Below are 24,833 nucleotides of genomic sequence, written 5' to 3'. Positions count from 1 at the left end.
GTGTTCAGGTCTGAGTGGAGTCAGAGAATGATCCGCTGAGGCACGTCGACCCCGCGGTAGGTGGTGTCGAGCACGAGCTGGTGCGGCTCGATGAAGCCCAGGTCGGCGGATGCGTGCCGCGTGTGCAGCACGACCAGCTGCGCCCCGAAGGCGGCCGGGTCGGTCACCGCGGTCAACCGGGCGCCGCTCGGCAACGTGACCGCGTCGAAGTGGTCGTCGAGGAAGCCGACGGTCGCGCCGCGCTGGATCAGTTCGTCGAGGATCTCGAGGGCGGGCGATTCACGGAGGTCGGCGACATCCGGCTTGTAGGCGATGCCGACGACGAGCACGCGCGTGCCGAGCATCCCGGTGCCGGCGGCCGACAGCACCTCCTGCACGCGGTCGACGACGCGGTGCGGCCTGGCCGCGATCTCGACCATCGCCTGCGTGATCATCGGCGCGGCCACCCGCTGCTTCCGCAACTGCCAGAGCAGGTAGTGCGGATCGCACGGGATACAGTGACCGCCCACCCCGGGGCCGGCGAGGAAGGGCATGAAGCCGTACGGCTTCGTGGCCGCGGCATCGACGACGTCGGCCGGGTTCAGGTCGAGCGAGCGGCAGATGTCGGCGAACTCGTTGGCGAGAGCGATGTTGACAGCGCGAAACGTATTCTCCAAGAGCTTGGTCATCTCCGCAGCCGCCAGCGATCGCACGCGGTGCACGTTGGTGACGTACCGGAGCAGCAGCTTCGTGGCCTCCTCCTCGCACTCGGCGGTGGCGCCGCCCACCACGCGCGGCACCTCGTCGTGGTCGAAGGACGCGTTCCCCGGGTCGATGCGTTCCGCGCTGAAGGCCACGAACACGTCGGCGCCGATGGTGAAGCCGCGCTCCGCCAGCGGCTTCGCCAGCAGGTCGTCGGTACAGCCGACATAAGAGGTGGAGGTGAGCATGAGCACCTGGCCGGCGACCGCGTGTTCGACCACCATCGCGGTCGCGGCTCGCAGGATGGTCAGGTCGGGGATGAGGTGCTCGTCGACCGGTGTGGGCACGCACACGATGACGGCGGCGGCCCGGCTGAGGTCGTCGGGATCGGTGCTCAACACGAAACCGGGGTGGTCGAGGGCGACGGCGAGCCGGGCCTGGTCGACCTCGAGCAGGTCGGCCTGCTGGGCGCGGATGACGGCGATGCGGCGTTCGGAGACGTCGAGCGCGAGCACCCGGCTGTTCGACCCGTGGTAGGCCAGGGCGGTCGGCAGCCCCACGTAGCCGAGACCGACGATGGCGACGTCGAAGTCGAAGCCGGCGCGGGCGGCCGGCTGGGGCGGTGCGCTCCACGTCGCGGTGCCGTCGGTTCGCTGCGGTCGGGTGATGCTCTCGAACGTGGTCACGGTGGTCTCCCTCGATCTGTGACGCGGATCTCTGACGTGGATCTGACGCGGGTCAAGTGCTGCGGGTACGGCGTCCGGTCACACTGTCCCCGGCGCCCGAGCGCGCCGTCAATCGCTTTCGGGAGGACTGCGGTTTCCACCAGTGAGGTTCGCGCGCCCCTGCGGTCGGCCGTCGCGGAGTGCGGTTTCCCGCACGAGGATGCGGGGCGTGACGGATGCCGGACGAACTAGCCTGGGCCCGTGTCAGAAGGGGGGAAGGGCCCATGGTGACGTTCATCGTCGTGCTCGTCTTGGTGCTCGGCCTCAACACGATCATCTGGACGACGGCGGGCGGCCTGCGCGTTCTCGCCGCACGGGTGCACCGCTCCGGCGCCGCACCCGCACGACGCTCAGGACGCGGCCGTGCACCCCGGCGCGACGAGGTGGCCATCCTGATCGCCGCGCACAACGAGGAGGTCGTGATCGGGCACACCATCGGGTCGCTCGAGGCGTCCGGCGACAACCTGAACGTGTTCGTGGTCTCCGACGGCTCCACCGACGGCACCGCCGCCATCGCGCGGGCCCACGGGGCGACCGTGCTCGAGCTCAGCCCGAACCGCGGCAAGGCGGGTGCACTCGTGGCGGCCATCGAGCACTTCGACATCGCGAACCGCTTCGAGGTGCTGCTGCTGCTCGACGCCGACACGCACCTCTCGCCCGACTACTTCGACACCGGCCTCCGCGAGTTCGCCGACCCGGGGGTGGTGGCCGTGGCGGGGCGGGCGTCGACCATCTTCGTGCCCCGCTCGCCCACCTTCATCGGGCGGCTGCTCGTGGCCTACCGCGAGCGGGTCTACATCGCCATGCAGTACCTCTTCAAGTTCGGTCAGGCCGCCCGGTACGCCAACGTCGTGCCGATCGTGCCGGGGTTCGCCAGCATGTACCGCACGAGCATCCTCGCCGACATCGACATCGCCGCGCAGGGCATCACCATCGAGGACTACAACATGACCTTCGAGGTGCACGCCAAACGGCTCGGCCGCATCGCCTTCCACCCGCACGCGGCCATCGCCCTCACCCAGGACCCGGACACGCTGTTCGACTACGTCAAGCAGGTGCGGCGCTGGAACCTGGGTTTCTGGCAGACCGTGGGCCGGCACCGCTTCCGGCTGCGCACGTTCTGGTTGGCGCTCACCCTGTTCATCGCCGAGCTCCTCGTCTCGAGCGTCGTGCTGGCGCTGCTCGTGCCCGCCGTACTGGTCTCGGCCGGAGCGGACGCGGTCGACGCGTACGGGCTCGACCCCTCCGGGTTCGCCGCCTGGGTGGCCGGCGCTCTGCCGCCGGTGGCCTTGGTGCTCGGGGTGGTCGTTCCCGACTACCTCCTCAGCGTGCTCGCCGCCGTGGTGGCGCGGAAGCCGGTGTTCCTCGCGTACGGCATGCTCTTCCCGTTTTTCCGGGTGGTGGATGCGCTGCTCTGCCTGGCCGCGCTGGTCGGTGCGGTCTTCAGCCGGTCGACCGGCCGCTGGCAGAGCCCGGACCGCCGGCCGGCACGGGCAGAGGATGCGCCGGAGCCCGCGCTCAGTTGAGCAGCGACGCGAGGTGCGACCGCGAGCGCGCGCCCACCTTGCGGTAGATGTGGGTGAGTCGCAGCTCCACCGTTCGCAGCGAGATGTAGAGCTCGGCCGCGATCTCCCGGTTGCGGAAGCCTTTGCGCACCATCTCGGCGACTTCCCGTTCTTCGGGGGTCAGCTGCGCGAGCACCGCGCTGGCGGGCACCGCGGGCGCCGTCTCCGGTTGCTCCGCGAACCGGCGGGCCCAGAGGGTGGCGCCGGCCTGCTCGAAGGCGGCGGTCGCCGCGGTGGCCGCGTGCTCCGCGGCCTGGGCGTGGCCCAGCCGCGCGAGGCGTTCGGATTGGGCCAGCAGGGTGCGCCCGTGGTCGTAGCTGTAGACCGTGCCGTCGTAGGTGGCGACGGCCTCGCGGAAGAGGGTGGGGGCGAGGTCGTCGGGCGCCACCAGGGCGCGGCAGCGGGCGATCGCGAGATCGAGCCAGGAGGTGGGGCGGACCTTCTGCTGCTCGAGCAGGCGATGCAGCACGGCTTCGGCCTCGCGCATCCGCCCGATCGCCGCGCAGGCCTCGACCAGATCGGCGGAGTGCCGTAGCAACGACGGGTTCACGATGTGCGCGGCCGTCGCGTCGGCCAGGAGCAGCAGCCGCACCGCCTCGTCGTTGTTGCGCTCCAGGAGGGCGACCTGCCCGCGATGGGCGAACAGTCGCGCGAGCACGGCGGGGTTGCGTTCCGCCGAGGCGAGCTCGAGGCATTCCTCGGCGTACGCCTTCGACTCGTCGAGGCGCTCCTTGGAGAAGGAGTACCAGGTGAGCAGGAGCGAGCGCACCGCGCGCCGGCCGGTGACGGGCAGCGGCATCGCGAGCCAGTCCTCCACCGCCAATCGCGCCCGGTGGAAGTCCCCCGCCCGCAACTCGTTCGTGCAGGCGAGGGTGCGCGCCCACTCGATGGCGAGGAGGTCGGGCTCGGGCTTGCTGAACAGCACCGCGTAGACCCGGCGGGCCTGGGCGTACCGCTCGCGATAGGTCAGGGTCGCGGCGAAGGTCACGAGCGAGTGCGGCGAGAGCGCCTGCAACGACTCCGAACTGATGCGCGCCAGGGTGGGTTCGTTGCCCGGCAGATTGTCGGTGGCGTCGGCGAGCCCCTGCGCCTCCGCGTGCATCGCGCGTGCGGCCTCGTTCGCGCGCATGGTGAACTTCTCGGCCAGGCCCGCGCTCCGCCTGCTCTCCTCGACCTCCCAGCGGGTCGCGTGCAGCACCGACACGAGCGAGAGCAGGTGCACGGCGCCGGCGGGGTCGTCGTCGCCGTAGAGGCTCACCGCCGCCTCCACATCGCCCATCGGCACGATCTGCGTCTTCTCGAACTCGATCGCGATGCGCTCGCTCGCCAACCGCATGTTGAGGGCGGCCGAATGCGGGTCGAACCGCACGTGCAGGAGGTACCGCTGGGCGAGGTCGAGTTCGGCGTGGCTCGACAGCGCCGAGGCGAAGCGGAACAACAGAGCGTGATGCGCTTCGAGGTCGACCGCACCGAGCAGGGCCCGCTCGGCGAGTTCCACCGCCGAGTCGATGTCGCCGTCGTCGGCGAACCGCGTGGCGGCGACGAGGAGTTCGTCGGCGAGTTCCGCGTCGGTGGCGGTGAAACTCGCGTGCCAGACCTGCAGCCGCTCGTCGATGCCGTCGTTGAGTTCGGCCAGCCGGGCGTGCCGTTCGCGGCGTTCCCGCGGCTTCATGTCCCAATACAGGTACGAGCGCAGGAGCGGCTCGACGAGGTGCACGTACTGGCCGTGGGCGATGGCGAGACCCGAGTAGAGGATGTCCTCGAGGGCGTCGATCTCGTCGGTGCCGGCGCGCGTGAGCGCCGAGACGTGGCTGACCGGCGCCAGGGCGATGGTCTCGAGCATGCGTCGTCGCTGGTCGCTGAGTCCGGCCAGCCGGTACGCCGCTGCGTTCTTGATGGTCTCGCTCGGCCGGCAGGGCAGCACGAGCGGCTCGCGGCCCAGCGTCTGCTCGTGGCTGAGGGCACGCGCCGCCTCCATCATCACGAGCGGATTGCCGTCGGCTTGATGCGCGATGATCTGGAGGGTGCCCGGGTCGGTGCCGGGGCCGAGGTCGGCGAGGGCGAGTTGCACCGACTCGGCGATGCTGAGCCGGTGCACCTCGCGCTGCTGGAAACCGGCCAGCGGACTGTCGTCGGCGAGACGTTCGGCGCTCGCCACGAAGCGCAGTCCCGTTCCGGCCAGTCGCCCCGCCATGAAACCGAGCAGGGTCTGGCTCTCGACGTCCATCTTGTCGATGTCGTCGATCAGCACGACCAGGGGTGGCAGGGCGAGGCCGCGGAGCAGCGACAGCAGGTCGCGCGCCGCCGCGAACATGAACTGCGGCTCGGTCGAGCGCAGCGTGAACCGGCCGCCGAACTCCACCGCCCGCGAGTCGTCGATCGAGGCGAACACGCGCGAGAAGCCGGAGAGCGGCCACGCCGCTTCGGCCGGGTTCGCGTGCAGCAGCACCGCCTGCACACCGGATTCGCGCTGCGCCGTCTCGAGCAGCTGCGACTTGCCGATCCCCGCCTCGCCCACGAACACCACGGCGCTCTCGGCGGGAGCCGAAGCGAGGTGCGCGATGAAGTCGAGTTCGTCGCGGTGAGCGACGAACTCCATCACTTTCCCCGCTCTGGCGGGGCGACTCGGGTCGCTGCTTGCAGAGTATTCGTCATGACGACACTGTCTACTCGGCCGCACGGGTGATGCGGGTGTTACGGGTGGTACCGGGTAACCGAATTCTTACCCTATTCACCGATCGTAGACAAGCGGCTGCCCAGCGGGCCGTTCAGTGCCGATTCGGAGGTTGCTCAGCGTTCGGCGAGGAACTGCTCGACGAACGCGGCGGTGTCCTGCCAGCTCTCGACGGCGTGGGTGGCGACGCCGAGCGCCTTCACCGGGTAGTCGTTGCCGCCCTCGTCGAGCCGGTCGCCGACGAACAGCATGTCATCGAGCGGGATGCCCGTGAGCTCGGCCAGCCGGTTCATGCCGTAGGCCTTGTCGATGCCCTCCCGTGTGATGTCGACCGAGGTCGACCCACCCGAGCGCACCTCGAGGTCGGGCAGCTGAGCGGCCACCGCGGCACGCAGGCGCTCCTTCTTCTCGCCGCTCGGGTCCCAGGCCGCCTTCTCGGCGATCGGCGCCGCCTGGCCGAGGGCCGAGAAGGTGATCTGCGAGCCGCGGTCCTCCATGATCGGGCCCCACGTCTCGCTCGCCCAGAGCCCGAGCTCCTTGGCGCTGGACTCCAGGGCGGCCATGGCCCGGGTCTTCTGGTCGTCGCTGAGGTTCTCGGCGTAGACCTGCGTCCACCCGCCGTCCTCGAAGCGGTAGTACTGCGTGCCACAGGTGGGCATGAGGTGCAGTCGTGCGAGCTTGTCGTCGGCGCCGGCGGGGAGGTTCGCGACGAGTTGCGACTGGAACTGGCCGAACTGGCCGCCCGAGATGACGCACACCTCCACCGCATCGAGCAACCGCACGAGCAGGTCGGCCATGCGGGGGTCGAGGGGGGCCTTCGACGGGGCCAGAGTGTCGTCGAGATCGAATGCGACGAGGCGCACGGTGGTCGTCACGGCAGAGGTCTCCTTGGATCGAGGCGGGGATGTCGTCGGCGACGGATGCGCGCGAGGGGCGCGGCGGACATCCGATTCTCTCACGGGTGCGCGGGCACGCATGGTCGGGCACGTGTGGTCCGGCTCAGAGAAAGCCGATCACCTCGTCGCCCCAGGCGGCGCGGATCGCGGAATCCGGGTCGTCGACCACCGTCTCGCCGTGGTCGATCACGAGGGTGGCGCGGGTGGTCCCGTCATAGAGCGGCCATTCGGGGGCGTCGCCCGGCGCATCCGGCTGTCCGTCGCGGGCGAAGCCCAGCCAGCGGGCCTGCAGTGCGGCAGAGACCCGCCGGGCTTCGGGCAGGCCGCCGAGCCGGAAGCTGAAGTCCTTCTTGGCGATCTTCAGCGTGCCGAACACGTAGGCGATCTCGGCGCCGTGCGTCGCCCCGATGCCGAGCAGTTTCAGGAGCGGGGGTGAGTGGTCGAAGCGGTACATGCGCGTCGGCGCCACCCGGCTGTGGGCGGTGGCCAGCCAGATCGAGGGCATCCGGAAGCCGGCGTCACGGGACAGCTCGGCCGGGGTGGTGCCGCGGGGGAAGTGCGGGTAGGCGCTCTCGATCTGCTGCTCGGCCGAGAGGTCGGTGCCGAGGAGGTCGGGGCGTTCTTCGGCGATCTGAGCGAACATGCTGTGCACGCTCTCGTTCGTGATGGGCATGAGCGGCGACTTCATCAGCTTGAACAGCGACGCCTCGTCGTGGTTGGTGCCGATGATGAGCGGCACGGGCAGCTGCACACCGTCGCGGTACGCGTCGATGGGATGCCGGGGCACGAGCTCGCCATCGACGACGGGCGCGATGGCCAGGGTGCCGGGGTTCTCGGCCGAGACCGCGCTCACCAGGTCGAAGGCCGCCTGGTTGAGGGTGGCGACCGGCAGGTCGTGCAGGCGCTGCGCCTCGCTCTCGGGCACACCGGCGAGGTCGAGGAAGCGCCGCGCCGCGCGGGCGGCTCGCTCGGCGGAGTAGACGGAGGTGGCGGGTGAGCTCTCGGCGATCGCCCGGTGGAAGAGCCCGGCCGCCGCGGGCGAGGTGAGGAGGGTGGTGACGCACCCGGCGCCCGCCGATTCGCCGAACAGCGTGACGTTGTCCGGGTCGCCGCCGAACGCGGTGATGTTCTGCTGCACCCAGCGCAGGGCGGCGAGGATGTCGCGGAGTCCGAGGTTCGGCTCGCACCTCTCATCGAGCGAGGAGAAGTCGAGAAAACCCAGGGCGCCGAGCCGGTAATTGAGGCTGACGAACACGACGTCGCCGTTCTGCACCAGGTGCGTGCCGTCGTACAGGGGCTGGGCGCTGGAGCCGGCGAAATACGCACCGCCGTGAATCCACACCATGACGGGTTTCCGGATGCCCGGGCCCGCGTCGCCCGGGGCGAGCACGTTGAGGGTCAGGCAGTCCTCGGACTGGGTCACTCCCTCGGGCAGCGTGATCGCCTTGTTCTCGTGCTGCGGAGCGGCGTGGCCGAACGTGAGCGCGTCGCGCACGTCGCTCCACGGCTCCGGCGGCTCGGGGCTGCGGAAGCGCAGCGCGCCCACCGGCGGAGCGGCGAACGGGATGCCCCGCCAGCTGCGGAGCCCCGCGCGGACGACACCGCGCACGGCGCCGGATGCGGTCGGGACGATGAGCGGGTCGACGGAGACGACGTCCTGGTCGGCGGGCACGGCGGGCATGAGGCAACTGTAGCGAGCGACGACCCGGTTGAATGGTCGGGTGGACCACGAATCGATCGATCTCCTCCGTGCCGACCTCGGTGCCGCCCGCTACCGCGTCGACGTGCTGGACGCGCTCTGGGGCGAGCAGGCTGCGGCGGCCCTGTTCCGCGGGCGGCGGTTGCCGGCGGCCCGGGCGCTCGAGCGGATGCGCGCATCCGAAGGCCCATTGCCGCCCGTCGGCACACTGGCGCGACTGTTCCTGCTGGGCGAGACCGTGCCCGAAGCCGAGCTCGACGCCGCGCTGCCCCGGTTGAGTGCGGTGGGCGCCGCCGCGCTCGGGTTGGTGGGCCCGGCGGAGTCGGGCGGCGGCTGGAGTGCGCTGCTCGACCTGCGCCCCTACAGCTTCGTCGACTCGCTGGGCGCCGGCAGCTGGTGGATCGTCTCCGACCTCGGCGAGGCGCTGCTCGGCCGGCCCCTCGACGAAGACCACGTGCTCGGCATCGGTGGCGCCTCGAACACGCTGAGCGGCCTGATGATCCCGACGCCGGCCGACTCGGTGCTCGACCTCGGCACCGGCTGCGGCATCCAGGCCATGCACGCCGCCCGGCACGCCCGGCGCGTGGTCGCCACCGACATCTCGCGGCGCGCGCTCGAGCTCGCGGCGCTCAACGCGCGGCTGAACGAGATCGACACCATCGAGTTCCGGCACGGGAGCCTGTTCGAGCCGGTGGCGGGGGAGCGGTTCGACCGGATCGTGTCGAATCCGCCGTTCGTCATCACGCCGCGGGTCGACGGGGTGCCGCAGTACGAGTACCGCGACGGCGGACTGGTGGGCGACGCCCTGGTGGAAGAGGTGGTGCGCCAGGCGGCCGACCACCTCACGCCGGGTGGGATCGCGCAGCTGCTCGGCAACTGGGAGTACCGGGGTGCGGGTGCGGCTGCGGCTGACGGGCTGGCGCGGGTTCGCGGCTGGGTCGAGAGTGCGCGCGGCGCGCTCGTGGACGCGTGGGTGATCGAGCGTGAGCGGCAGGATGCGCCGAGCTACGCCGAGACGTGGATCCGCGACGGTGGCACCCGCCCCGGCACTCCCGGCTTCGACCCGCTCTACGAGGCGTGGCTCGACGACTTCGAGGCGCGGGACGTGCGCGAGGTGGGTTTCGGGTACGTGCTGCTGCGGCGCCCGGTGAGCGGCGCGCCGACGCTGGCGCGCTACGAGCGGGTCGAGTCGGCGATCGGCTCGAACCCGGCGGGGCTCGGCGATCACCTGGCCGACTGCCTCGCCGGCCACGACTGGGTGGTGCACCGCGACGACGCCGAGCTGTTGCGCGCGACGCTCGTCTACGCATCCGACGTCACCGAGGAGCGGCACTACTGGCCGGGCCACGACGACCCCGTGGTGATGACCCTGCGGCAGGGCGGCGGGTTCGCGCGGTCGGTGCCGCTCGACACCGGGCTCGCCGCGTTCGTCGGCGCGTGCGACGGCGACCTCTCGGTCGGTGCGATCATCGCGGCCATCGCCACCCTGCTCGAGGTGCCGGAGGCGGCGCTCGCCGCCGATCTCCTCCCGCCCGTGCGCGCCCTCGTCGCCGACGCCTTCCTCCGCCCCGCCCCCTGACCCGTCCGCTCCATCCCGGTCCCCGCGGGTCACACCCCGCCCCCGACTCGTCGCGCAAGGGGGGCATCTGCGGGGCGCCGGATGCTCCTAGAGTGGGGGCATGGGTGGGCGTGTGGTGGAGACGGACGTGTGCATCGTGGGCGGCGGGCCCGCGGGCATCATGCTGGGATACCTGCTGGCGCGGGTGGGGGTCGACGTGGTGGTGCTCGAGAAGCACGCCGACTTCTTCCGCGATTTCCGCGGCGACACCATCCACCCATCGACCCTCGCGCTCCTCGGCCAGCTCGGTCTGCGCGACGAGTTCCTCGAGCTCCCGCACAGCGAGGTGGGCACCCTCGACTTCGTGGTGAACGGGGTGCGCGTGCACGCCGTCGACTTCGGGCGGTTGCCGGCGCCGAACGACTTCCTCACCTTCATGCCGCAGTGGGACTTCCTGACCTTCCTCGCCGGCAAAGCGGCCGAGTTTCCCTCCTTCCGCCTTCTCATGAGCACCGCCGCCACCGGTGTGCGCCGGGCCGGCGCCGCCGTGACCGGGGTGACGGCGACGGATGCGGAGGGTGAGCTCGAGATCGTCGCCCGCCTCACCGTCGCCGCCGACGGGCGCGGCTCGACCGTGCGCGCGGCGACCGGACTCGAGCCGCGCGAGTTCGGGGTGGGCATCGACGTGCTCTGGTTCGAGCTGCCGAATCCGCCCGTGCCAGCGCCCTCCACCCTCGCCTACATCGGTCTCGACGCCCTGGTGCTCACGATCGACCGGCGCGACCACATCCAGGCCGGGTCCGTCATCCCGAAGGGGCGCTTCGCCGAGGTGCAGGCGGCCGGCCTCGACGCCTTCCGCGAATCCCTCGCCACGACCGCCAAGCCGCTCCGCCCCGTGGTCGACACCCTCACCGACTGGGACCAGGTGAAGCTCCTCAGCGTGCAGATCGCCCGGCTGGAGACCTGGCACCGGCCGGGCCTGCTCTGCATCGGCGATGCGGCGCACGCCATGTCGCCGGCCTTCGGCGTGGGGGTGAACTACGCGATCCAGGATGCGGTGGCCACCGCGAACCGGCTCGCCGAGCCACTCCTCGGCGACGGGGTGACCGAGCGCGACCTCGCCGCGATCGAGCGCCGCCGCCTGCCTCCCGTGCGCGCGATGCAGGCACTGCAACTGCGGTTGCACGAGGTCATCGGCCGCCCGCATCCGGCGCCGCTCCTGGCGAACCCGCCCACCTCGGCGCAGCGGGCGGCGCTCAACCTCCTGGTGCCGGTCGTGCAGGCCGTTGCGCCGCGCCTGATCGGGCGCGGTTTCCGGCCCGAGACGATCAGCGAGGTCGTGGTGGGATCCCAGTGATTCCCCAGTCGGCCGGGCGAGACTGAACGTCAGCGACGGCGCATCCGGCGCCCCTGAGATCGGAGCGATCACCATGGGATTCCTCGACCGCCTCCTTGGCCGAGAAGAACCACAGCAGCCCGCCCCCTACCCGCAAGCCCCGGCCGGCCAGAGCTACCCGGCGCCCGGCGCGCCCGGCGCCGCTCCGGCCCGCACCGACGACGAGATCGCGGTCGAGCGCTACCGCTACCTCCTGCGCACCGCTCCGCCCGAGACGATCGAGCAGGTGCACGAGGAGGCGTTCACGAAGCTCACGCCGGAGCAGCGGCGCATCCTGTTCACCCAGCTCAGCGAGAACGCGCCCGCCGGCGAGCAGCCCCGCGGGGAGGACCCGCGCTCGCTCGCGCAAGCGGCGACCCGCTCCGAGATCCGGCAGCCGGGCACGCTCGAGCGCTCCTTCAACGGTGGCCCGCAGGGCGGCGGCATGGGCTTCGGCAGCATGGTCGCGAGTTCGCTGCTCGGAACCGTGGCGGGCTACGTGATCGGCTCGGCGCTCGTCAGCGCGTTCCTGCCGCAGCCCGGCTTCGACCAGGCCGCGGGCGACGGGAGCGGTGCCGGCAACGACGGATCCGGCACCGACGGCTCCGGCAACGATTCGGGCTCGGGCGACGGCGGCACGGATGCCGGCGGCGACGCGGGCGCGGCCTCCGACGGCGGCGTGAGCGCCGACGGCGGCGGGTGGGGCGATGGCGGTGGCGACTGGACCGGAGGCTCGGGCGACTTCGGTGGCGGCGATTTCGGCGGCGGCGACTTCGGCGGCGGCTTCGACTTCTGACGCCGAGAACCGCAACCCGCCTGCGGCGTGCGGTGACGGGCCGGATGGGGAGTGGGTAGAGTCGGCGGTATGACCGACCTGCGCATCGTCGAGCACGAACAAGACGACATCGTGACCTACTTCGTGACCACCGACCTCAACCCGGACGACTTCCCGGGCGCCCCGTCACTCGGGCCGTTCGACACCCGCGCCGAGGCCGAGCAAGCTCTGGCGGAGTGGGACCAGGAGCTCATCGACGACGCGACGCCCGACGACGACGACGCGGCTGCGGCGACGGTCTGACCGACGGCGCGAGCAGCCCGGCACCGTAGCGAGGCGCGGTCGCGCTCAGGCGTTCTGCAGCACGACGACCACCGAGATCGCACCGATGCTGAGCGCCACCAGCCCGATGATCACGATCCAGGCGAGCATGCGCGCGCGACCGAGGCGGCCGATGAAGCCCGACGGGCGGTTGTCGTACTCGTCGTCATCGTTGCTCATGCCACGACCATAGCGGGTACCGTAAGTCCCAGCCCAGCCCGTCGACAACGAAGAAGGCGATGAACCCATACGAGAGCCGCCCGTGGCTGAACAGTTATTCTCCTGAGCTCTCCCCGGTCATCGATCCGGTGGAGTACGAGTCGATCGGCCGGCTGGTCGACGAGGTCTGCCGCCGGTTCTCGGGCCGGCCGGCGTTCTCGAACCTCGGCACCGTGCTGTCGTTCCGCCAGATCAACGCCCTCTCGGACCGGTTCGCCGCGTTCCTCGTCGGCGAACTGGGACTGACGAAGGGCGACCGCATCGTGCTGCAGATGCCCAACCTGCTGCAGTACCCGGTCGCCGTGTTCGGGGCGCTCAAGGCGGGGCTCGTCGTGGTCAACGCGAATCCGCTCTACACCGCGCACGAGATGAAGAAGGTCTTCGTCGACTCGGGCGCCGTCGCCATCGTGGTGCTGCAGAACTTCGCCGACAAGCTCGAGAAGATCATCGGCGAGACCTCGATCGAGCACGTCGTGCTGACCGATGTGGGCGACCTCCTGCCCCCGGCCAAGCGGGTCGTGACGAACTTCGTGGTCAAGCACGTGCAGCGCATCGTGCCGAAGCACTCGCTGAAGGGAACCATCGGCTTCCGGGAGGCCCTGGCGCTCGGCGGCAAGCACCACCGGGTCGCCCTGCCCGAGGTCTCCCGCGACGACACCGCGCTGCTGCAGTACACCGGCGGCACGACAGGCGGAACGAAAGCCGCGGTGGTCACGCACCTCAACCTCATGTCGAACCAGGCGCAGATGCTCGCGCCCATGCGCCTGCGCCTCGACGAGGGCAAGGAGACCGTGATCGCGGCCCTGCCGATGTACCACATCTTCTGTCTCACGGTGAACTGCCTCGCCTTCTTCAACTTCGGCGCCCACAACGTGCTCATCACGAACCCCCGCGACACCGCCGGTCTCACCAAGACCATCGCGAAGACCACGCCGAGCGTGCTCATCCTGGTGAGCACGCTCGCTGCGTCGCTCCTCGATCGGGCCGACTTCAAGGCCCTCGACTTCTCGCGCGTGAAGCTCACGGTCGCCGGCGGCATGGCTCTTCGCGGTTCGACGGCGAAGGCGTGGAAGGATGCGACGGGCAACGACGTGCTCGAGGGCTACGGCCTCACCGAGGCGTCGCCGGTGGTCTCGGTGAACCCCACCTGGAAGCCGCCGCGGGTCGGCACCATCGGGTTGCCGCTGCCCTCCACCGACATCGAGCTGCGCGACGACGACGGCGCGGTGGTGCCGCTCGGCGAGCCCGGCGAGCTGTGCGTGCGAGGCCCCCAGGTGATGCAGGGGTACTGGAACCAGCCCGAACCCACCGCCGAGGTGCTGAAAGACGGCTGGCTCCTCACCGGCGACGTCGCCACGATGTCGGAGGACGGCTACATCACCATCGTCGACCGCAAGAAAGACCTCATCGTCGTCTCGGGCTTCAACGTCTACCCGAGCGAGGTCGAGGAGGTCGCGATGGCGCATCCGAAGGTCAAGGACGCCGGCGTCGTCGGTGTCTCCGACGAGCACTCGGGCGAAGCCGTGGTGCTCTTCGCCGTGAAGGCCGACGACTCGCTCACCGAAGACGAACTGCGTACCTACCTCAAGGGCGAGCTGGCCGGGTACAAGCGGCCCAAGCGCATCGTGTTCAAAGCCGACCTGCCGAAGTCCAACGTGGGCAAGGTGCTGCGCCGTGAGCTCAGGGAGCTGCTGGAGGAGGAGTGACCGCCCGCGGCTTGCGGTAGAGGATCGTGCCCGCGATCACCGCTGCAACGACGAGCGTGATGGCGAGCACGACAGCGGCGAGCGGCAGCGTTCCGGTGGCGACGGGGAGCAGCAGGACGATCGCGGCCGCGCCGAGGGAGAGGCCCGGCGGGATGACCGTCGGCCCGGTCAGCGGACGGTAGAGCGCCCACATCGCCGCCAGGAACACCGCCACCGGCACCGCGATGGCGTAGGCCACCACGATCGCCGGCGCCTCGACCTCGTGGCCGATCGCCTCCACGCTCACCTCCAGCCCCGCGCCGAGCGCGGCCAGCGCCGCGAAGATGACGTAGTGCCCGTACCCCCAGTAGTACGACCGGGCGCGATTGTGCTCGAGCCCCTCGTGCGCGGGCTCGAGGAAGTACACCCACCACAACCCGAACAACAGCGCGAGGCCGGATGCCGCGAGCAGCACGAATTCGCCCGACGACGCCCCGGCGCTCACGATCCCCTGCACGCTCACGCTCGACGCGAGCACCGATTCGCCGAGCAGGATGATCGTGAACAGGCTGTAGCGTTCGGCCACGTGATGGGGGTGCCACGTGGTCATCCGCGGCCGCTCGGCCCAGATCGGTACCGCCATCTCCGCTGCCGCGAGCAGCACGAACACGCCCACCTGCGCGCCGAACGGCCAGGGCTGTGCAAGGAACAGCCGGGCGATCCACAGCGCCTGCACCACGGTGATGCCGAGGGCGTAGCGGAGCGCCGTCGGCCGGCCCTCCGGGTCTTGCGCCGCCGCCCGCAGCCACTGCACCACGAGCGCGATGCGCATGATGAAGTAGCCCGTGGTGATGAGGGCGTACTCCCCGGAGTCGAAGGCGCTCGGCACGCCGGCCGCCAGCACCAGCACACCGCCCATCTGCAGCATGGTGAGCAGGCGGTAGGGCACGTCGTCGGTGTCGTACGCCGAGGCGAACCAGGTGAAGTTGAGCCACGCCCACCAGATGGCGAAGAACACCATCAGGTAGTTCGGCAGCGCGGTGGCGAAGTGGTTCTCGGCGATCGCGTGGCCGAGCTGGGTGACGATGGAGGCGATCGCGACCACGAAGGTCAGGTCGAAGAGGAGTTCGAGCGGGCTCGAGACCCGGTTCGGCTCGTCGATGCGGCGGGAGCGCATCCGCACCACCGGGATCAAGCCGCTCAGCGCGCGCACGTCTTTCGACATGCGCACCAGCTTAGGGGCGGCGACGGGTCAGGCGGCGAGCCGGAAGGTGCTGGCGAAGCGGTCGAGCAGGACGCCTTGGCCGTGCTGCACCGACACCACACCGGTCGCGATCGCCTGCTCGGGTTCGAGCTCGCCCGCGAGGAGCCGATGGATGCCCGGCCCCGCCGTGAAGGCGAGGTCGACCGGCGGGCCGGCTTCGCCCGCATCCGCTCCCGAGGCCGGGGCGCGCGACACGTCGAGCCGGCTGCCGTCGACGCGGATGAGGAGCCCGCCGGCGTCGAGCCGCGCGGCGTAGGCGGTGGGCGGCAGGGTGGTCGCGACCTGCGGCCGGAACGCCGTGCGCAGGTCGATGGCCATCGCGTCGGGCGTGATGACCTGCTCGGCGCGCGGGTCGCCCATCGCCTTGAACCCCCACGCACCGAGCGCGAGCACGACGGGTTCGAGTTCGCGGCCGTACGGGGTGAGTTCGTAGACGATCACGCGGGAGCGGGGCATCCGCCGGATGACGCCGGCCGCCTGCAGCTCCTTGAGCCGGGTCGCCAGGATGTTGCTCGGGATGCGCGGCAGCCCGGCGGCGAGCTCACCATAGCGACGCGGGCCCACCAGCAGGTCGCGCACGATGAGCAGCGCCCACCGTTCGCCGATCAGCTCGACCGCGCGGGTGAGGCTCGAGTACTCCCCGTAATCGCGGGCGGCCACGAGGTTCAGCCCTGCTGCTGATCCGCGAACGCGTCGGGGCCCTGGGCCGCGGCGACCGGGTCCATCCAGCCGAACTCGAGCACGTTGCCGTCGGGGTCGGTGAGCTGGCGCTGGTACATGAAGCCGTAGTCGGAGGGCTCCTGCGCCTCCGAGCCGCCGGCGGCGAGGCCCGCGGCGACGCGGCTGTCGACCTCCTCGCGGCTGTCGACGAAGATCGCGGTGGAGACCGAGACGGCGGTGGCCGGGTCGCCGATGGGCAGGGAGGTGAAGGTCTGGAAGAAGTCCCGCACCAGGATCATGAAGTAGTTGTGGTCTTCTTCGACCACGACGCAGGCGGCGTTGTGGTCGGTGAACTTGGGGTTGATGGTGAAGCCGAGCGCCTCGTAGAACGCCTTCGCGCGGTCGAGGTCGGTGACGGGCAGGTTGACGAACATCTGGGACATCGAGGTCTCCTTCGAGGATTCACGTGCTGACGACGACCACACTTGCAAAAAACAAGTGAGACGTCAAGAGCTCACACGAACAGCAGCACGAACTGCAGGATGATCGCGAGCGCCCCGATGCCGAGCAAGATCCAGCCCGTGGTGCGCAACGCCCGCCCCTCGTGCCGTGGGTCGTCGACACGACCGACCGACGGGTCGCGGGGGCTGACGTACACCGTCACGTCGTCGCCGGGCTCGAGCGACTGCGTCTCGTCGTCGGCGGCCGGGGCCTCGTAGAGCAGACCGTCCTCGCCGAGCCAGCGGTACACGAGGTCGCCCTGCGGATCGAGCACCACCACACCGAGCGTCTCGCGCCAGCCCCGGTAGAAGGCGCCGCGCAGAAAGCCGATGGCGAGCAGCACGAACCCGGCGCCGATGCCGATCCAGCCGAACAGCTCGGTGATCAACGACACCGCGTCGATCGCATCCTCCATGCTCAACACCTTATTGGCCGGGCACGCCGCTCCGGTGACGCGGTCGCGGTGTCGGAGTCACCCCCTAGAGTGGCAGCGTGAACGGTGTCCAGCTCCTGCTCGTGGTGGTGGGCGCCATCGCCCTCACCGGGCTGGCGCAGCGGCGCGGCCTCCAACCGGCGCTCGTGATCACGCTGGTGGGCTTCGCGGCATCCTTCATCCCCGGGTTCACCGGCATCGAACTCGACTCGGACATCATCCTCGGCGTGGTGCTGCCGCCGCTGCTGTACTCGGCGGCGCTCAACTTCTCGTTCTTCTCCTTCGTGCGCAACCTCCGCCCGATCATCGGGCTCGGTGTGGTGCTCGTCGTGGTCACGGCGCTCGCGGTGGGTGTGGTCGCCTCCTGGGTGGTGCCGGCCCTCACCTTCGGCACCGCCGTCATCCTCGGCGCCATCGTGTCGCCGCCGGATGCGGTGGCCGCGGTGGCCATTGGCCGCAAGCTCGGGCTGCCGAAGCGCGTGATGACGATCCTCACCGGCGAGAGTCTGGTGAACGACGCCGCCGCGCTCACGCTGTTCTCGGTCGGCGTCGCCGCGGTGGCCGGCACGCACACGCTGTTCGAGAGCCCGGTGCTGCTCTTCCTCTACAGTGCGGCCGTGGGGGTGGCCGTGGGCATCGCGCTCGCCGGGGTCTCCCTGCTCATCCGTCGCCTGCTGAAGGACGCCGCGCTCGAGACCGTGCTGGGGCTCGTGGTGCCGTTCGCCGCCTACCTGCTGGCCGAGCAGTTCGAAGCCTCCGGCGTGCTCGCCGTGGTGGCGGCCGGGTTCGTCATCGGCACCAACGCACCGCGGGCCGGGTACGAGACCCGGCTGCAGGAGCGTCAGGTGTGGAGTTCGCTCGACGTGCTGCTCGAGGCGTTCGTGTTCGCCTACATCGGGCTGCAGCTGCGCTTCGTGCTGCAGGACATCGTCGACGCCGGGCGGTCCGTGTGGGCCGTGCTGGGGGCAGGGCTCGTGGTGCTCGCCGTGGTGCTGTTCATCCGGCCGGTGTGGGTGTTCCTCTCCTTCGGGCGCAACTGGCTCGGCGACCGGCTGATGCGCCGCAAGTACGCCAGCGACGTGCGGGTGCGGGAGCGCATCGAGCGAGAGAACGCGGCGCGCGTGGCACGGGGGCGGCGGCCGCGCCAGTTCCCGGTGTTCCTCGGCTGGAAAGAGAGCCTCGTCGTCTCCTGGACCGGCATGCGCGGGGTGGTCACCCTGGCCGCCGCGGCCGGTGTGCCCGTGCTGCTCGCGAACGGGCAGCCGTTCCCGGGGCGGGCCGAGATCCAGGCCATCGCCTTCGTGGTCGCCGTCGGCACCCTACTGGTGCAGGGGCTCACGCTGCCGGCGCTCATCCGGGCGCTGAAGCTGAGCGACCCGAACCAGGAGAGCTTCGACCGCGAACAGGCCGCGCGCGCCCACACCATCGCGGAGGAGGCGTCGAAAGAGGTGTTCGCCGCCTTCCTCGCATCGCCGCCCGCCGGTCTGCCGCCCGAGCTGCTGAAGCGGGTGGAGGCGACGGTGGCGCGGCAGTCCGCCGACGCCGACCGCGCACCCGACCCCGAGAGGAGCGAGTTCGGCCGGGCCTTCGGCGACCTGTACCGCCGGGTGCTGCAGGCGCAGCGCACCGCGCTGGTGAACGAGCGCGACGCCAACCGCCTCGACGACGACGCCGCCCGCGAACTCATCGAGCAGCTCGATTACCAGGAGGCGGCGATCGTGTCGCGCCTCGGCAACCGGCTCTGACCATCCGCCGCCCGCCCCGACCCCGAGGAGAACCATGATCATCAGCTACGACGGAGTCACCCCCGCCATCGACGAGACGGCGTGGCTCGCTCCCACGGCCACTGTCATCGGCCGCACCCGCATCGCCGCCCGGGCGAGCGTCTTCTACGGTGCCGTGCTGCGCGGCGACACCGACGCGATCACGCTCGGCGAGGGCTCGAACCTGCAGGACAACGTGGTGGTGCACTGCGACACCGGCGTGCCGACGACGATCGGTGCGGGCGTGAGCGTGGGGCACGGCGCCGTGCTGCACGGCTGCACCATCGAGAACGACTGCCTCATCGGCATGAACGCCACGGTGCTGAACCGCGCCGTGATCGGCGCCGGATCGCTCGTGGCCGCGGGCGCCGTCGTGCTCGAAGACACGATCGTGCCGCCCGGGTCGCTCGTGGCCGGCGTGCCCGCGAAGGTGCGCCGCGAACTGAGCGCCGACGAGCAGGAGCGCATCCGCCGCAACGCCGCCACCTACCTGCGGCTGAGCGCAGGGCACGCGGAGGCGCTCGCCGGCGACGCCTGAACGGCCGCCTCGCCGGCGCGAGCGGGTTCAGGATGCGCGAGTAGCCTGTGCGGGTGACCCTGATCGACGACGAACTCCTCACCCGCATCCGCTCCCGCGCCGCTGGGCACGACCGCGAGAACACGTTCCCGCACGACGACCTGCGTGAGCTGCACGAGGTCGGCTACCTGCGGATGTTCACCCCCACGGCGCTCGGCGGCCTCGGGTACGGGCTGGCCGAGGTGGCGCGCGAGCAGACGAGGCTGGCGACCGCCGCACCGGCGACGGCGCTCGCCGTGAACATGCACCTCGTCTGGACGGGGGTGGCCAAGGTGCTGCTCGACCGCGGCGATGCCTCGCTCGAGTGCGTGCTGCGCGATGCGGCGGCGGGCGAGATCTTCGCCTTCGGCAACTCCGAGGCGGGCAACGACCTCGTGCTCTTCGGGTCGACGACGGATGCCCGTCCCCTTCCCGACGGCTCCTACGCATTCACCGGCCGCAAGATCTTCACCTCGCTCTCGCCCGTGTGGACCCGGCTCGGCGTCTTCGGCCGCGACACCTCCGACCCGGCGGCGCCGCTGCTCGTGCACGCCTTCCTCGACCGCCAGGCGGCGGGGGTCACGACGGTGGAGGACTGGGACACGCTCGCGATGCGCGCCTCGCAGAGCAACACGACCCTGCTCGACGGCGCCGTCGCATCCGCTGACCGGGTGTTCCGCAAGCTGCCCGAGGGGCCGAGCGCCGATCCGCTGATCTTCGGCATCTTCGCGAACTTCGAGATCCTGCTCGCGGCCGTGTACACCGGCATCGGGCAGCGGGCGATCGAGCTCGCGGTGGCGGCGGCGCACCGGCGCACCTCGCTCAAGGCCGGTGGGCGTCCCTACGCCCACGACCCCGACATCCGGTGGAAGGTGGCCGAGGCCGGCATTGCGCAGGACGCGATCCCGCCCCAGATCGACGCGCTCGCCCGTGACGTCGACGCGGGCGTGCGGCGCGGCGCGGCGTGGTTCCCGCAGCTGGTGGGCCTCAAGGTGCGGGCGACGGAGACGGCGCGGTTCGTGGTCGACCAGGCGCTGCGGGTCGCGGGCGGGTCGGCGATCTACTCCTCGTCGGAACTCGGGCGGCTCTACCGCGACGTGGTGGCGGGCATCTTCCATCCCTCCGACGGCGAGTCGGCGCACAACACCGTGGCCAACGCGCTGCTCGGCCCCATTCCCGAGTGATGCGGGGGAGTGTGCTGCGCCGCGTGGGCGCCGGCCTCGCTGTCGTCGTCGCCGTGACGGTGCTGGCGGGCTGCGGCTCGCCGGGCAGCGGGGTGGCGAGCTCCGCTGGGAGCTCCGCTGCGTCCGGCGCCACGGAGACGGATGGCGGGCTCGACGCCTCGCCCGCAGCGGGCACCGCTCCCACGGGCACGGCGACGCCGGCGCCGCGCACCCGGCACCGGGCGGCGTTCCCGGCGCCGACACGTGAGGAGCGCATCCGCTCGTTCGCCGCAGGACGCCTGGCCGGCATGACGCTCGAGCAGAAGATCGCCGCGCTCTTCATGGTGCACGTGCCGGGCGCCGACCCTGCCGTGCTGCAGTCCTACCTCCAGGGCACCGGTGCCGGCGGGCTGCTGCTGCTCGGCGACAACGTGCCGGGATCGGCCGCCGACGCCACCGCTCTCACCGCAGCCCTCGTGGGCGGCGACGGCCTCGGCACCCTGATCGCGATCGACGAGGAGGGCGGCATCGTCGCGCGCCTCGGCGACGACACCTACCCCTCGGCCGAGACGCTGAAGAACGAGCCCGTGCAGGCGACGACGGATGCGTTCACCCAGCGCGCCGATCTGCTCCGGGCGACCGGGATGACGGTCAACTTCGGCGTCATCGCCGACGTCACCGCCGACCCGGCCTCGTTCATCTACGAGCGCGCCCTCGGCACCGACGCGGCCGGCGCGAGCGAGCGGGTGGCGGCCGCGGTCACCGCCGAGAACGGCAAGGTCTTCAGCACCCTCAAACACTTCCCCGGTCACGGTGCGGCGCCGGGGGACTCGCACACGTCACTCCCCGCGACCGACCTGCCGTTCGAGCAGTGGCAGGCGGAGGATGCGCCGCCGTTCCAGGCAGGGATCACCGCGGGTGCACCACTGGTGATGTTCGGCCACCTCGTGTACACCGCGGTCGACCAGGCGCCGGCGTCGCTGTCGCCCGCCTGGCACCGGGTGCTGCGCGACCAGCTCGGCTTCGACGGGGTGGCGGTGACCGACGATCTGCTGATGCTCGAGGCATCCGGAGTCCCGGAGTACGCCGACCGCACCGCCAATGCCATCGCCGCGATCAACGCGGGCAACGACCTGCTGCTCTACAACACGCAGCTCGATCTGCCGGCAATGACGGCCTCGATCGTCGCCGCGGTGCAGTCGGGGCAGATCGCCGAGCAGACGATCGACGACGCGGTGCTGCGCGACCTCGAACTGCGCCGCGAACTCTGGCTGCAGCAGCATCCGCCCGCCATCGCGCCCTGAGGCGGGCGCGACGACGGGTGGGCGCTCACGGCGCGGGCGGGGTGGGGAGCTTCGGCTTCCGGCCGGCGCGGCGGGTGAGCAGCACGATCAGGATGACGACCACCGCGATGACGGCGAGCGGCAGCAGGAACGGGATGAGGAACCCGACCACCACCACGGCGCCCGACAGCGCGGTGAGCAGCGCCGCCCAGCCGGTGGCCAGACCGCTCCAGAAGTCGCCCGGAGCGGCCGAGGGCAGCGCCCCCTTCTCCTGCAGGTCGAGCGTGATGGTGGAGTAGTCGATCTGGTCGCCGAGGTACTCGCGCTGCGACTTGAGGCTGTCGAGCTGGCCCTGGCGGTCGGAGATGGCGGTCTCGAGCTCCACCAGGTCGGCGGTGGTGGCCGCCTGGCCGACGAGGGCGAGCAGCCGGTCGACGGATGCCTGCAGGGCCTTGATCTGCGCATCCAGGTCTCGCACCTGCAGCGTGACGTCGCTCGAACTCAGCGAGACCTGCTCGACCGTGCCGAGTTCTTTGAGGCCGTCGATGGCCTGATCGACCGAGTCGGCGGGAACGCGGATGGTCAGCTGCGAGCTGGCCTTCTGGCTCTCGGTGCCGGCCTGTTCGGTGCGGGAGTCGATGCGGCCGTCGAGCTTCTCGACCAGGGCCACGGCGTCGTCGGTGGCGGCAGCCGGGTCGTCGACGATGACGGTGATCCAGCCGGTGGTGATCACGCTCTGGTCGGCCTGGACGGCGCCGGTGGAGCCATCGGCGGTGGCACCCTCCTTCGACATCTGGTCGGGCATGACGGGGCCCTGCTGGGGCCCGACGATGCCCGAGGGGGCGGACGACGAGCCGCCCGAGGCGGCGCATCCGGCGAGCAGCAGCGTCGCCGCGACGGCGGCGGAAGCGAGGATCGTTCGTCTCATGCCGCTCACTGTAGGGAACGCTGTCTGTACGGTGGCTGGAACGGCCCGGATGGTTATCCGGTCGTTATCCGAGCAGCCGATCGAGGTACGCTCGGAGCATCATGGAGCAACGCATTCTCGGCCGCACCGATCGTCCCGTTTCCATCGTCGGACTCGGCACCTGGCAGCTCGGCGCGGACTGGGGCGAGGTGGACGAATCGGATGCGCTCGACGTGTTGAGCGCATCCGTCGACGCCGGGGTCACGTTCTTCGACACGGCCGACGTCTACGGCGACGGCCGCAGCGAGCGGGTGATCGGGCGGTTCCGCCGCGAGAACCCGTCGGTGCCGCTCACCGTTGCCACGAAGATGGGGCGTCGCGGGCCGCAGGAGCCGGGGGAGTTCACGCTCGCCAACTTCCGGGCCTGGACGGACCGTTCGCGCACCAACCTCGGCGTCGACCGGCTCGACCTGGTGCAGCTGCACTGTCCGCCGACGCCCGTGTTCTCGAGCGACGCGGTGTACGACGCGCTCGACACCCTGGTGGCGGAGGGGGCGATCGCGAACTACGGGGTCAGCGTGGAGACCTGCGCGGAGGCCCTCGCGGCAATCGCGCGGCCCGGCACGGCGAGTGTGCAGATCATCCTCAACGCGTTCCGGCTGAAGCCGCTCGACGAGGTGCTGCCCGCCGCGCGCGCCGCCGGCGTCGGTGTCATCGCGCGGGTACCGCTCGCGTCGGGGCTGCTCTCGGGCCGCTACACGGCCGACACCGAGTTCGCGTCCACCGATCACCGCAACTACAACCGCGACGGGTCGGCGTTCGACGTGGGCGAGACCTTCTCGGGGGTCGACTACGAGCAGGGTGTGCAGGCCGCGCGGGAGTTCTCGGCGCTGGTGTCGCGGGAGCTGCCGGGCGTGTCGCCCGCGGCGGCCGCCATCGCGTGGGTGGCGAGCCAGCCCGGCGTCACCTCGGTCATCCCGGGTGCGCGCAGCCGGGCGCAGGCCGAGGCGAATGCCGCGGCGGGCGACGTGACGGTGCCGCCCGCGCTCGACGAGGGCGTGCACGCGCTCTACGACCAGTACTTCCGGGCCGCCATCCACCCCCGCTGGTGACGTCGCGCGGGTAGCGCCGAGTAACTACGCGAATGCGTGCAACCGACGCCCTATACGGGCTCGGTGTGCTTGATTCGCGTAGTAACTCATCACGCATGCAGAGTTACCCGCCACACTCCGCTCAGTTGCGGTCGTCGGGGTCGACGCCGGTGCGCTCCCCGGTCGCGAGACCCGCGATCGCCGTCATGTCGCCGGCGTCGAGCTCGAAGTCGAACAGGTCGATGTTCTCGCGGATGCGCGCCGGCATGACCGACTTCGGGATCACCGCGATGCCCAGCTGCACGTGCCAGCGCAGCACCACCTGGGCCGCGCTCTTGCCGTGCTTCCGCCCGATCGCGGCGAGCACCTCGCCGCCGCGCGCCGGGTCGAAGACGTGACCGCGCGCGAGCGGCGACCACGCCTGGGTGACGATGCCGTGCGCGGCGTCGAAGGCCCGTAGCTCCGGCTGTGGCAGCCACGGATGCAGCTCGACCTGGTTCACGACCGGCGTGCGCCCGGTCTCGGCGACGAGCCGCTCGACGTGCTTCGGGTGGAAGTTCGCGACCCCCACCGACCGCGCTCGCCCCTCCTCCTCGAGCCGCAGGAGGGCGCGCCACGTGTCGACGTAGCGGTCGGTGGCGGGCGCCGGCCAGTGGATCAGGTACAGGTCGACGTACTCCAGCCCGAGCCGCTCCAGGCTCTCGTCGAAGGAGCGCAGCGTGCTCTCGTACCCGTTCTCGGTGAACCACACCTTCGTCGTCACGAACACGTCGTCGCGCGGCAGACCGCTTCGGCGCACGCCATCGCCCACGCCCTTCTCGTTGCGGTACATCGAGGCGGTGTCGATCAGCCGGTAGCCGTGCCGCAGGGCGAAGTCGACGGCCGTCGCCGACTCCGCGTCGGTCGTCTTGTACACCCCGAGCCCCACCTGCGGCAGGCCACGGCCGTCGGCGAGCGGGAGGACGGGTGAGAGCGCGTCGGTCATGCGTCGATTATCGCGCGCGGCGGATGCACGGGTCCCGTGAGCGGGCGCGGTGCA

22 protein-coding genes are annotated in these 24,833 nt (G+C 71.1%); 11 read left to right on the top strand and 11 right to left on the bottom strand.

Translation table 11 applies throughout. The annotated features are described in order from the left end of the window. Positions 1 to 20: 20 nt before the first annotated feature. The gene (locus AC3WLB_RS02480) at positions 21 to 1,367 is read right to left on the bottom strand and encodes a nucleotide sugar dehydrogenase (RefSeq protein ID WP_492502947.1); all 1,347 of its coding nucleotides are present in this window, start codon (positions 1,365 to 1,367) and stop codon (positions 21 to 23) included. Between the two features lie 263 nt (positions 1,368 to 1,630). On the opposite strand from AC3WLB_RS02480, the gene AC3WLB_RS02475 reads away from it, so the two are divergent. Next, on the top strand, positions 1,631 to 2,932 hold the full coding sequence (locus AC3WLB_RS02475) for a glycosyltransferase family 2 protein (protein WP_492502945.1): 1,302 nt from the start codon (positions 1,631 to 1,633) through the stop codon (positions 2,930 to 2,932). Here AC3WLB_RS02475 and AC3WLB_RS02470 read toward each other — a convergent pair. From AC3WLB_RS02470 to AC3WLB_RS02460, 3 genes are all read right to left on the bottom strand, one after another. Beyond that, a complete protein-coding gene (locus AC3WLB_RS02470) occupies positions 2,925 to 5,570 on the bottom strand; it encodes a helix-turn-helix transcriptional regulator (RefSeq protein ID WP_492502943.1) in 2,646 nt (881 codons plus the stop codon). The genes AC3WLB_RS02475 and AC3WLB_RS02470 overlap by 8 nt on opposite strands. A 191-nt stretch (positions 5,571 to 5,761) precedes the next feature. Continuing rightward, positions 5,762 to 6,520, bottom strand: coding sequence for an HAD-IIB family hydrolase (locus AC3WLB_RS02465; RefSeq protein WP_492502941.1), 759 nt, complete (start codon positions 6,518 to 6,520; stop codon positions 5,762 to 5,764). 124 nt (positions 6,521 to 6,644) lie between these two features. Next, positions 6,645 to 8,222 (bottom strand): carboxylesterase/lipase family protein, encoded by a 1,578-nt coding sequence (locus AC3WLB_RS02460; RefSeq protein WP_492502939.1) that lies wholly within the window; start codon positions 8,220 to 8,222, stop codon positions 6,645 to 6,647. A gap of 40 nt (positions 8,223 to 8,262) precedes the next feature. Between AC3WLB_RS02460 and AC3WLB_RS02455 the strand changes: the two genes are divergently transcribed. The 4 genes from AC3WLB_RS02455 to AC3WLB_RS02440 all read left to right on the top strand — a co-directional run bounded on the left by AC3WLB_RS02455 (position 8,263) and on the right by AC3WLB_RS02440 (position 12,251). Continuing rightward, entirely contained in the window at positions 8,263 to 9,819 is a 1,557-nt protein-coding gene (locus AC3WLB_RS02455) for a DUF7059 domain-containing protein (RefSeq protein ID WP_492502937.1), read from the top strand. 100 nt (positions 9,820 to 9,919) lie between these two features. After that, positions 9,920 to 11,155, top strand: coding sequence for an FAD-dependent oxidoreductase (locus AC3WLB_RS02450; RefSeq protein ID WP_492502935.1), 1,236 nt, complete (start codon positions 9,920 to 9,922; stop codon positions 11,153 to 11,155). 73 nt (positions 11,156 to 11,228) lie between these two features. Then, positions 11,229 to 11,969, top strand: a complete 741-nt coding sequence (locus tag AC3WLB_RS02445; protein ID WP_492502933.1) for a hypothetical protein — start codon at positions 11,229 to 11,231, stop codon at positions 11,967 to 11,969. A gap of 69 nt (positions 11,970 to 12,038) precedes the next feature. Further along, a complete protein-coding gene (locus AC3WLB_RS02440) occupies positions 12,039 to 12,251 on the top strand; it encodes a hypothetical protein (RefSeq protein ID WP_022897864.1) in 213 nt (70 codons plus the stop codon). Between the two features lie 45 nt (positions 12,252 to 12,296). On the opposite strand, the gene AC3WLB_RS02435 is transcribed toward AC3WLB_RS02440, so the two are convergent. Then, entirely contained in the window at positions 12,297 to 12,449 is a 153-nt protein-coding gene (locus tag AC3WLB_RS02435; RefSeq protein WP_022897863.1) for a hypothetical protein, read from the bottom strand. A 59-nt stretch (positions 12,450 to 12,508) separates the two neighbouring features. Here AC3WLB_RS02435 and AC3WLB_RS02430 point away from each other — a divergent pair, with 59 nt between their 5' ends. Continuing rightward, positions 12,509 to 14,194: an AMP-binding protein gene (locus AC3WLB_RS02430; RefSeq protein ID WP_492502930.1), complete on the top strand. Its 1,686-nt coding sequence runs from the start codon at positions 12,509 to 12,511 to the stop codon at positions 14,192 to 14,194. On the opposite strand, the gene AC3WLB_RS02425 is transcribed toward AC3WLB_RS02430, so the two are convergent. From AC3WLB_RS02425 to AC3WLB_RS02410, 4 genes are all read right to left on the bottom strand, one after another. Continuing rightward, a complete protein-coding gene (locus tag AC3WLB_RS02425) occupies positions 14,169 to 15,398 on the bottom strand; it encodes a low temperature requirement protein A (RefSeq protein WP_492502928.1) in 1,230 nt (409 codons plus the stop codon). The genes AC3WLB_RS02430 and AC3WLB_RS02425 overlap by 26 nt on opposite strands. Positions 15,399 to 15,425: 27 nt before the next feature. Then, the gene (locus AC3WLB_RS02420) at positions 15,426 to 16,097 is read right to left on the bottom strand and encodes a winged helix-turn-helix transcriptional regulator (RefSeq protein ID WP_022897860.1); all 672 of its coding nucleotides are present in this window, start codon (positions 16,095 to 16,097) and stop codon (positions 15,426 to 15,428) included. A 5-nt stretch (positions 16,098 to 16,102) separates the two neighbouring features. Continuing rightward, positions 16,103 to 16,540 carry a VOC family protein gene (locus AC3WLB_RS02415; protein ID WP_492502926.1) on the bottom strand — a complete coding sequence of 146 codons (438 nt, stop codon included), beginning with the start codon at positions 16,538 to 16,540 and terminating at the stop codon, positions 16,103 to 16,105. A gap of 71 nt (positions 16,541 to 16,611) precedes the next feature. Beyond that, positions 16,612 to 17,013: a DUF3592 domain-containing protein gene (locus AC3WLB_RS02410; protein WP_492502924.1), complete on the bottom strand. Its 402-nt coding sequence runs from the start codon at positions 17,011 to 17,013 to the stop codon at positions 16,612 to 16,614. A 77-nt stretch (positions 17,014 to 17,090) separates the two neighbouring features. Between AC3WLB_RS02410 and AC3WLB_RS02405 the strand changes: the two genes are divergently transcribed. Genes AC3WLB_RS02405 through AC3WLB_RS02390 form a run of 4 tightly spaced genes read left to right on the top strand, consistent with a single transcriptional unit; the run spans position 17,091 to position 21,817 of the window. Further along, positions 17,091 to 18,776 (top strand): cation:proton antiporter, encoded by a 1,686-nt coding sequence (locus AC3WLB_RS02405; protein ID WP_492502922.1) that lies wholly within the window; start codon positions 17,091 to 17,093, stop codon positions 18,774 to 18,776. 34 nt (positions 18,777 to 18,810) lie between these two features. Continuing rightward, positions 18,811 to 19,332, top strand: coding sequence for a gamma carbonic anhydrase family protein (locus tag AC3WLB_RS02400; RefSeq protein ID WP_022897388.1), 522 nt, complete (start codon positions 18,811 to 18,813; stop codon positions 19,330 to 19,332). A 53-nt stretch (positions 19,333 to 19,385) separates the two neighbouring features. Beyond that, positions 19,386 to 20,534, top strand: coding sequence for an acyl-CoA dehydrogenase family protein (locus AC3WLB_RS02395; protein ID WP_492502919.1), 1,149 nt, complete (start codon positions 19,386 to 19,388; stop codon positions 20,532 to 20,534). Then, the gene (locus AC3WLB_RS02390) at positions 20,534 to 21,817 is read left to right on the top strand and encodes a glycoside hydrolase family 3 N-terminal domain-containing protein (protein ID WP_492504644.1); all 1,284 of its coding nucleotides are present in this window, start codon (positions 20,534 to 20,536) and stop codon (positions 21,815 to 21,817) included. Before AC3WLB_RS02395 ends, AC3WLB_RS02390 begins: the two co-directional genes overlap by 1 nt. A 25-nt stretch (positions 21,818 to 21,842) precedes the next feature. On the opposite strand, the gene AC3WLB_RS02385 is transcribed toward AC3WLB_RS02390, so the two are convergent. Beyond that, positions 21,843 to 22,724, bottom strand: a complete 882-nt coding sequence (locus tag AC3WLB_RS02385; RefSeq protein WP_492502917.1) for a DUF4349 domain-containing protein — start codon at positions 22,722 to 22,724, stop codon at positions 21,843 to 21,845. Positions 22,725 to 22,825: 101 nt separating this feature from the next. Here AC3WLB_RS02385 and AC3WLB_RS02380 point away from each other — a divergent pair, with 101 nt between their 5' ends. After that, positions 22,826 to 23,815: an aldo/keto reductase gene (locus AC3WLB_RS02380; protein WP_492502915.1), complete on the top strand. Its 990-nt coding sequence runs from the start codon at positions 22,826 to 22,828 to the stop codon at positions 23,813 to 23,815. Between the two features lie 121 nt (positions 23,816 to 23,936). Here the strand turns inward: AC3WLB_RS02380 and AC3WLB_RS02375 are convergent, their stop codons facing one another. Beyond that, positions 23,937 to 24,779 carry an aldo/keto reductase gene (locus tag AC3WLB_RS02375; protein WP_492502913.1) on the bottom strand — a complete coding sequence of 281 codons (843 nt, stop codon included), beginning with the start codon at positions 24,777 to 24,779 and terminating at the stop codon, positions 23,937 to 23,939. Positions 24,780 to 24,833 lie beyond the last annotated feature (54 nt).

Source organism: Herbiconiux sp. FW305-C-125 (assembly GCF_058783455.1).
Note: the sequence above shows the minus strand (reverse complement) of the source record. Positions and strands in the feature narration are given on the sequence as shown.

Coding starts and splice junctions, on each gene's coding strand:
- AC3WLB_RS02475 (WP_492502945.1), top strand. CDS start 1,631: ATGGTGACGTTCATCGTCGTGCTCGTCTTGGTGCTCGGCCTCAACACG.
- AC3WLB_RS02470 (WP_492502943.1), bottom strand. CDS start 5,570: ATGGAGTTCGTCGCTCACCGCGACGAACTCGACTTCATCGCGCACCTC.
- AC3WLB_RS02460 (WP_492502939.1), bottom strand. CDS start 8,222: ATGCCCGCCGTGCCCGCCGACCAGGACGTCGTCTCCGTCGACCCGCTC.
- AC3WLB_RS02450 (WP_492502935.1), top strand. CDS start 9,920: ATGGGTGGGCGTGTGGTGGAGACGGACGTGTGCATCGTGGGCGGCGGG.
- AC3WLB_RS02445 (WP_492502933.1), top strand. CDS start 11,229: ATGGGATTCCTCGACCGCCTCCTTGGCCGAGAAGAACCACAGCAGCCC.
- AC3WLB_RS02440 (WP_022897864.1), top strand. CDS start 12,039: ATGACCGACCTGCGCATCGTCGAGCACGAACAAGACGACATCGTGACC.
- AC3WLB_RS02435 (WP_022897863.1), bottom strand. CDS start 12,449: ATGAGCAACGATGACGACGAGTACGACAACCGCCCGTCGGGCTTCATC.
- AC3WLB_RS02430 (WP_492502930.1), top strand. CDS start 12,509: ATGAACCCATACGAGAGCCGCCCGTGGCTGAACAGTTATTCTCCTGAG.
- AC3WLB_RS02425 (WP_492502928.1), bottom strand. CDS start 15,398: ATGTCGAAAGACGTGCGCGCGCTGAGCGGCTTGATCCCGGTGGTGCGG.
- AC3WLB_RS02415 (WP_492502926.1), bottom strand. CDS start 16,540: ATGTCCCAGATGTTCGTCAACCTGCCCGTCACCGACCTCGACCGCGCG.
- AC3WLB_RS02410 (WP_492502924.1), bottom strand. CDS start 17,013: ATGGAGGATGCGATCGACGCGGTGTCGTTGATCACCGAGCTGTTCGGC.
- AC3WLB_RS02400 (WP_022897388.1), top strand. CDS start 18,811: ATGATCATCAGCTACGACGGAGTCACCCCCGCCATCGACGAGACGGCG.
- AC3WLB_RS02390 (WP_492504644.1), top strand. CDS start 20,534: ATGCGGGGGAGTGTGCTGCGCCGCGTGGGCGCCGGCCTCGCTGTCGTC.
- AC3WLB_RS02385 (WP_492502917.1), bottom strand. CDS start 22,724: ATGAGACGAACGATCCTCGCTTCCGCCGCCGTCGCGGCGACGCTGCTG.
- AC3WLB_RS02380 (WP_492502915.1), top strand. CDS start 22,826: ATGGAGCAACGCATTCTCGGCCGCACCGATCGTCCCGTTTCCATCGTC.
- AC3WLB_RS02375 (WP_492502913.1), bottom strand. CDS start 24,779: ATGACCGACGCGCTCTCACCCGTCCTCCCGCTCGCCGACGGCCGTGGC.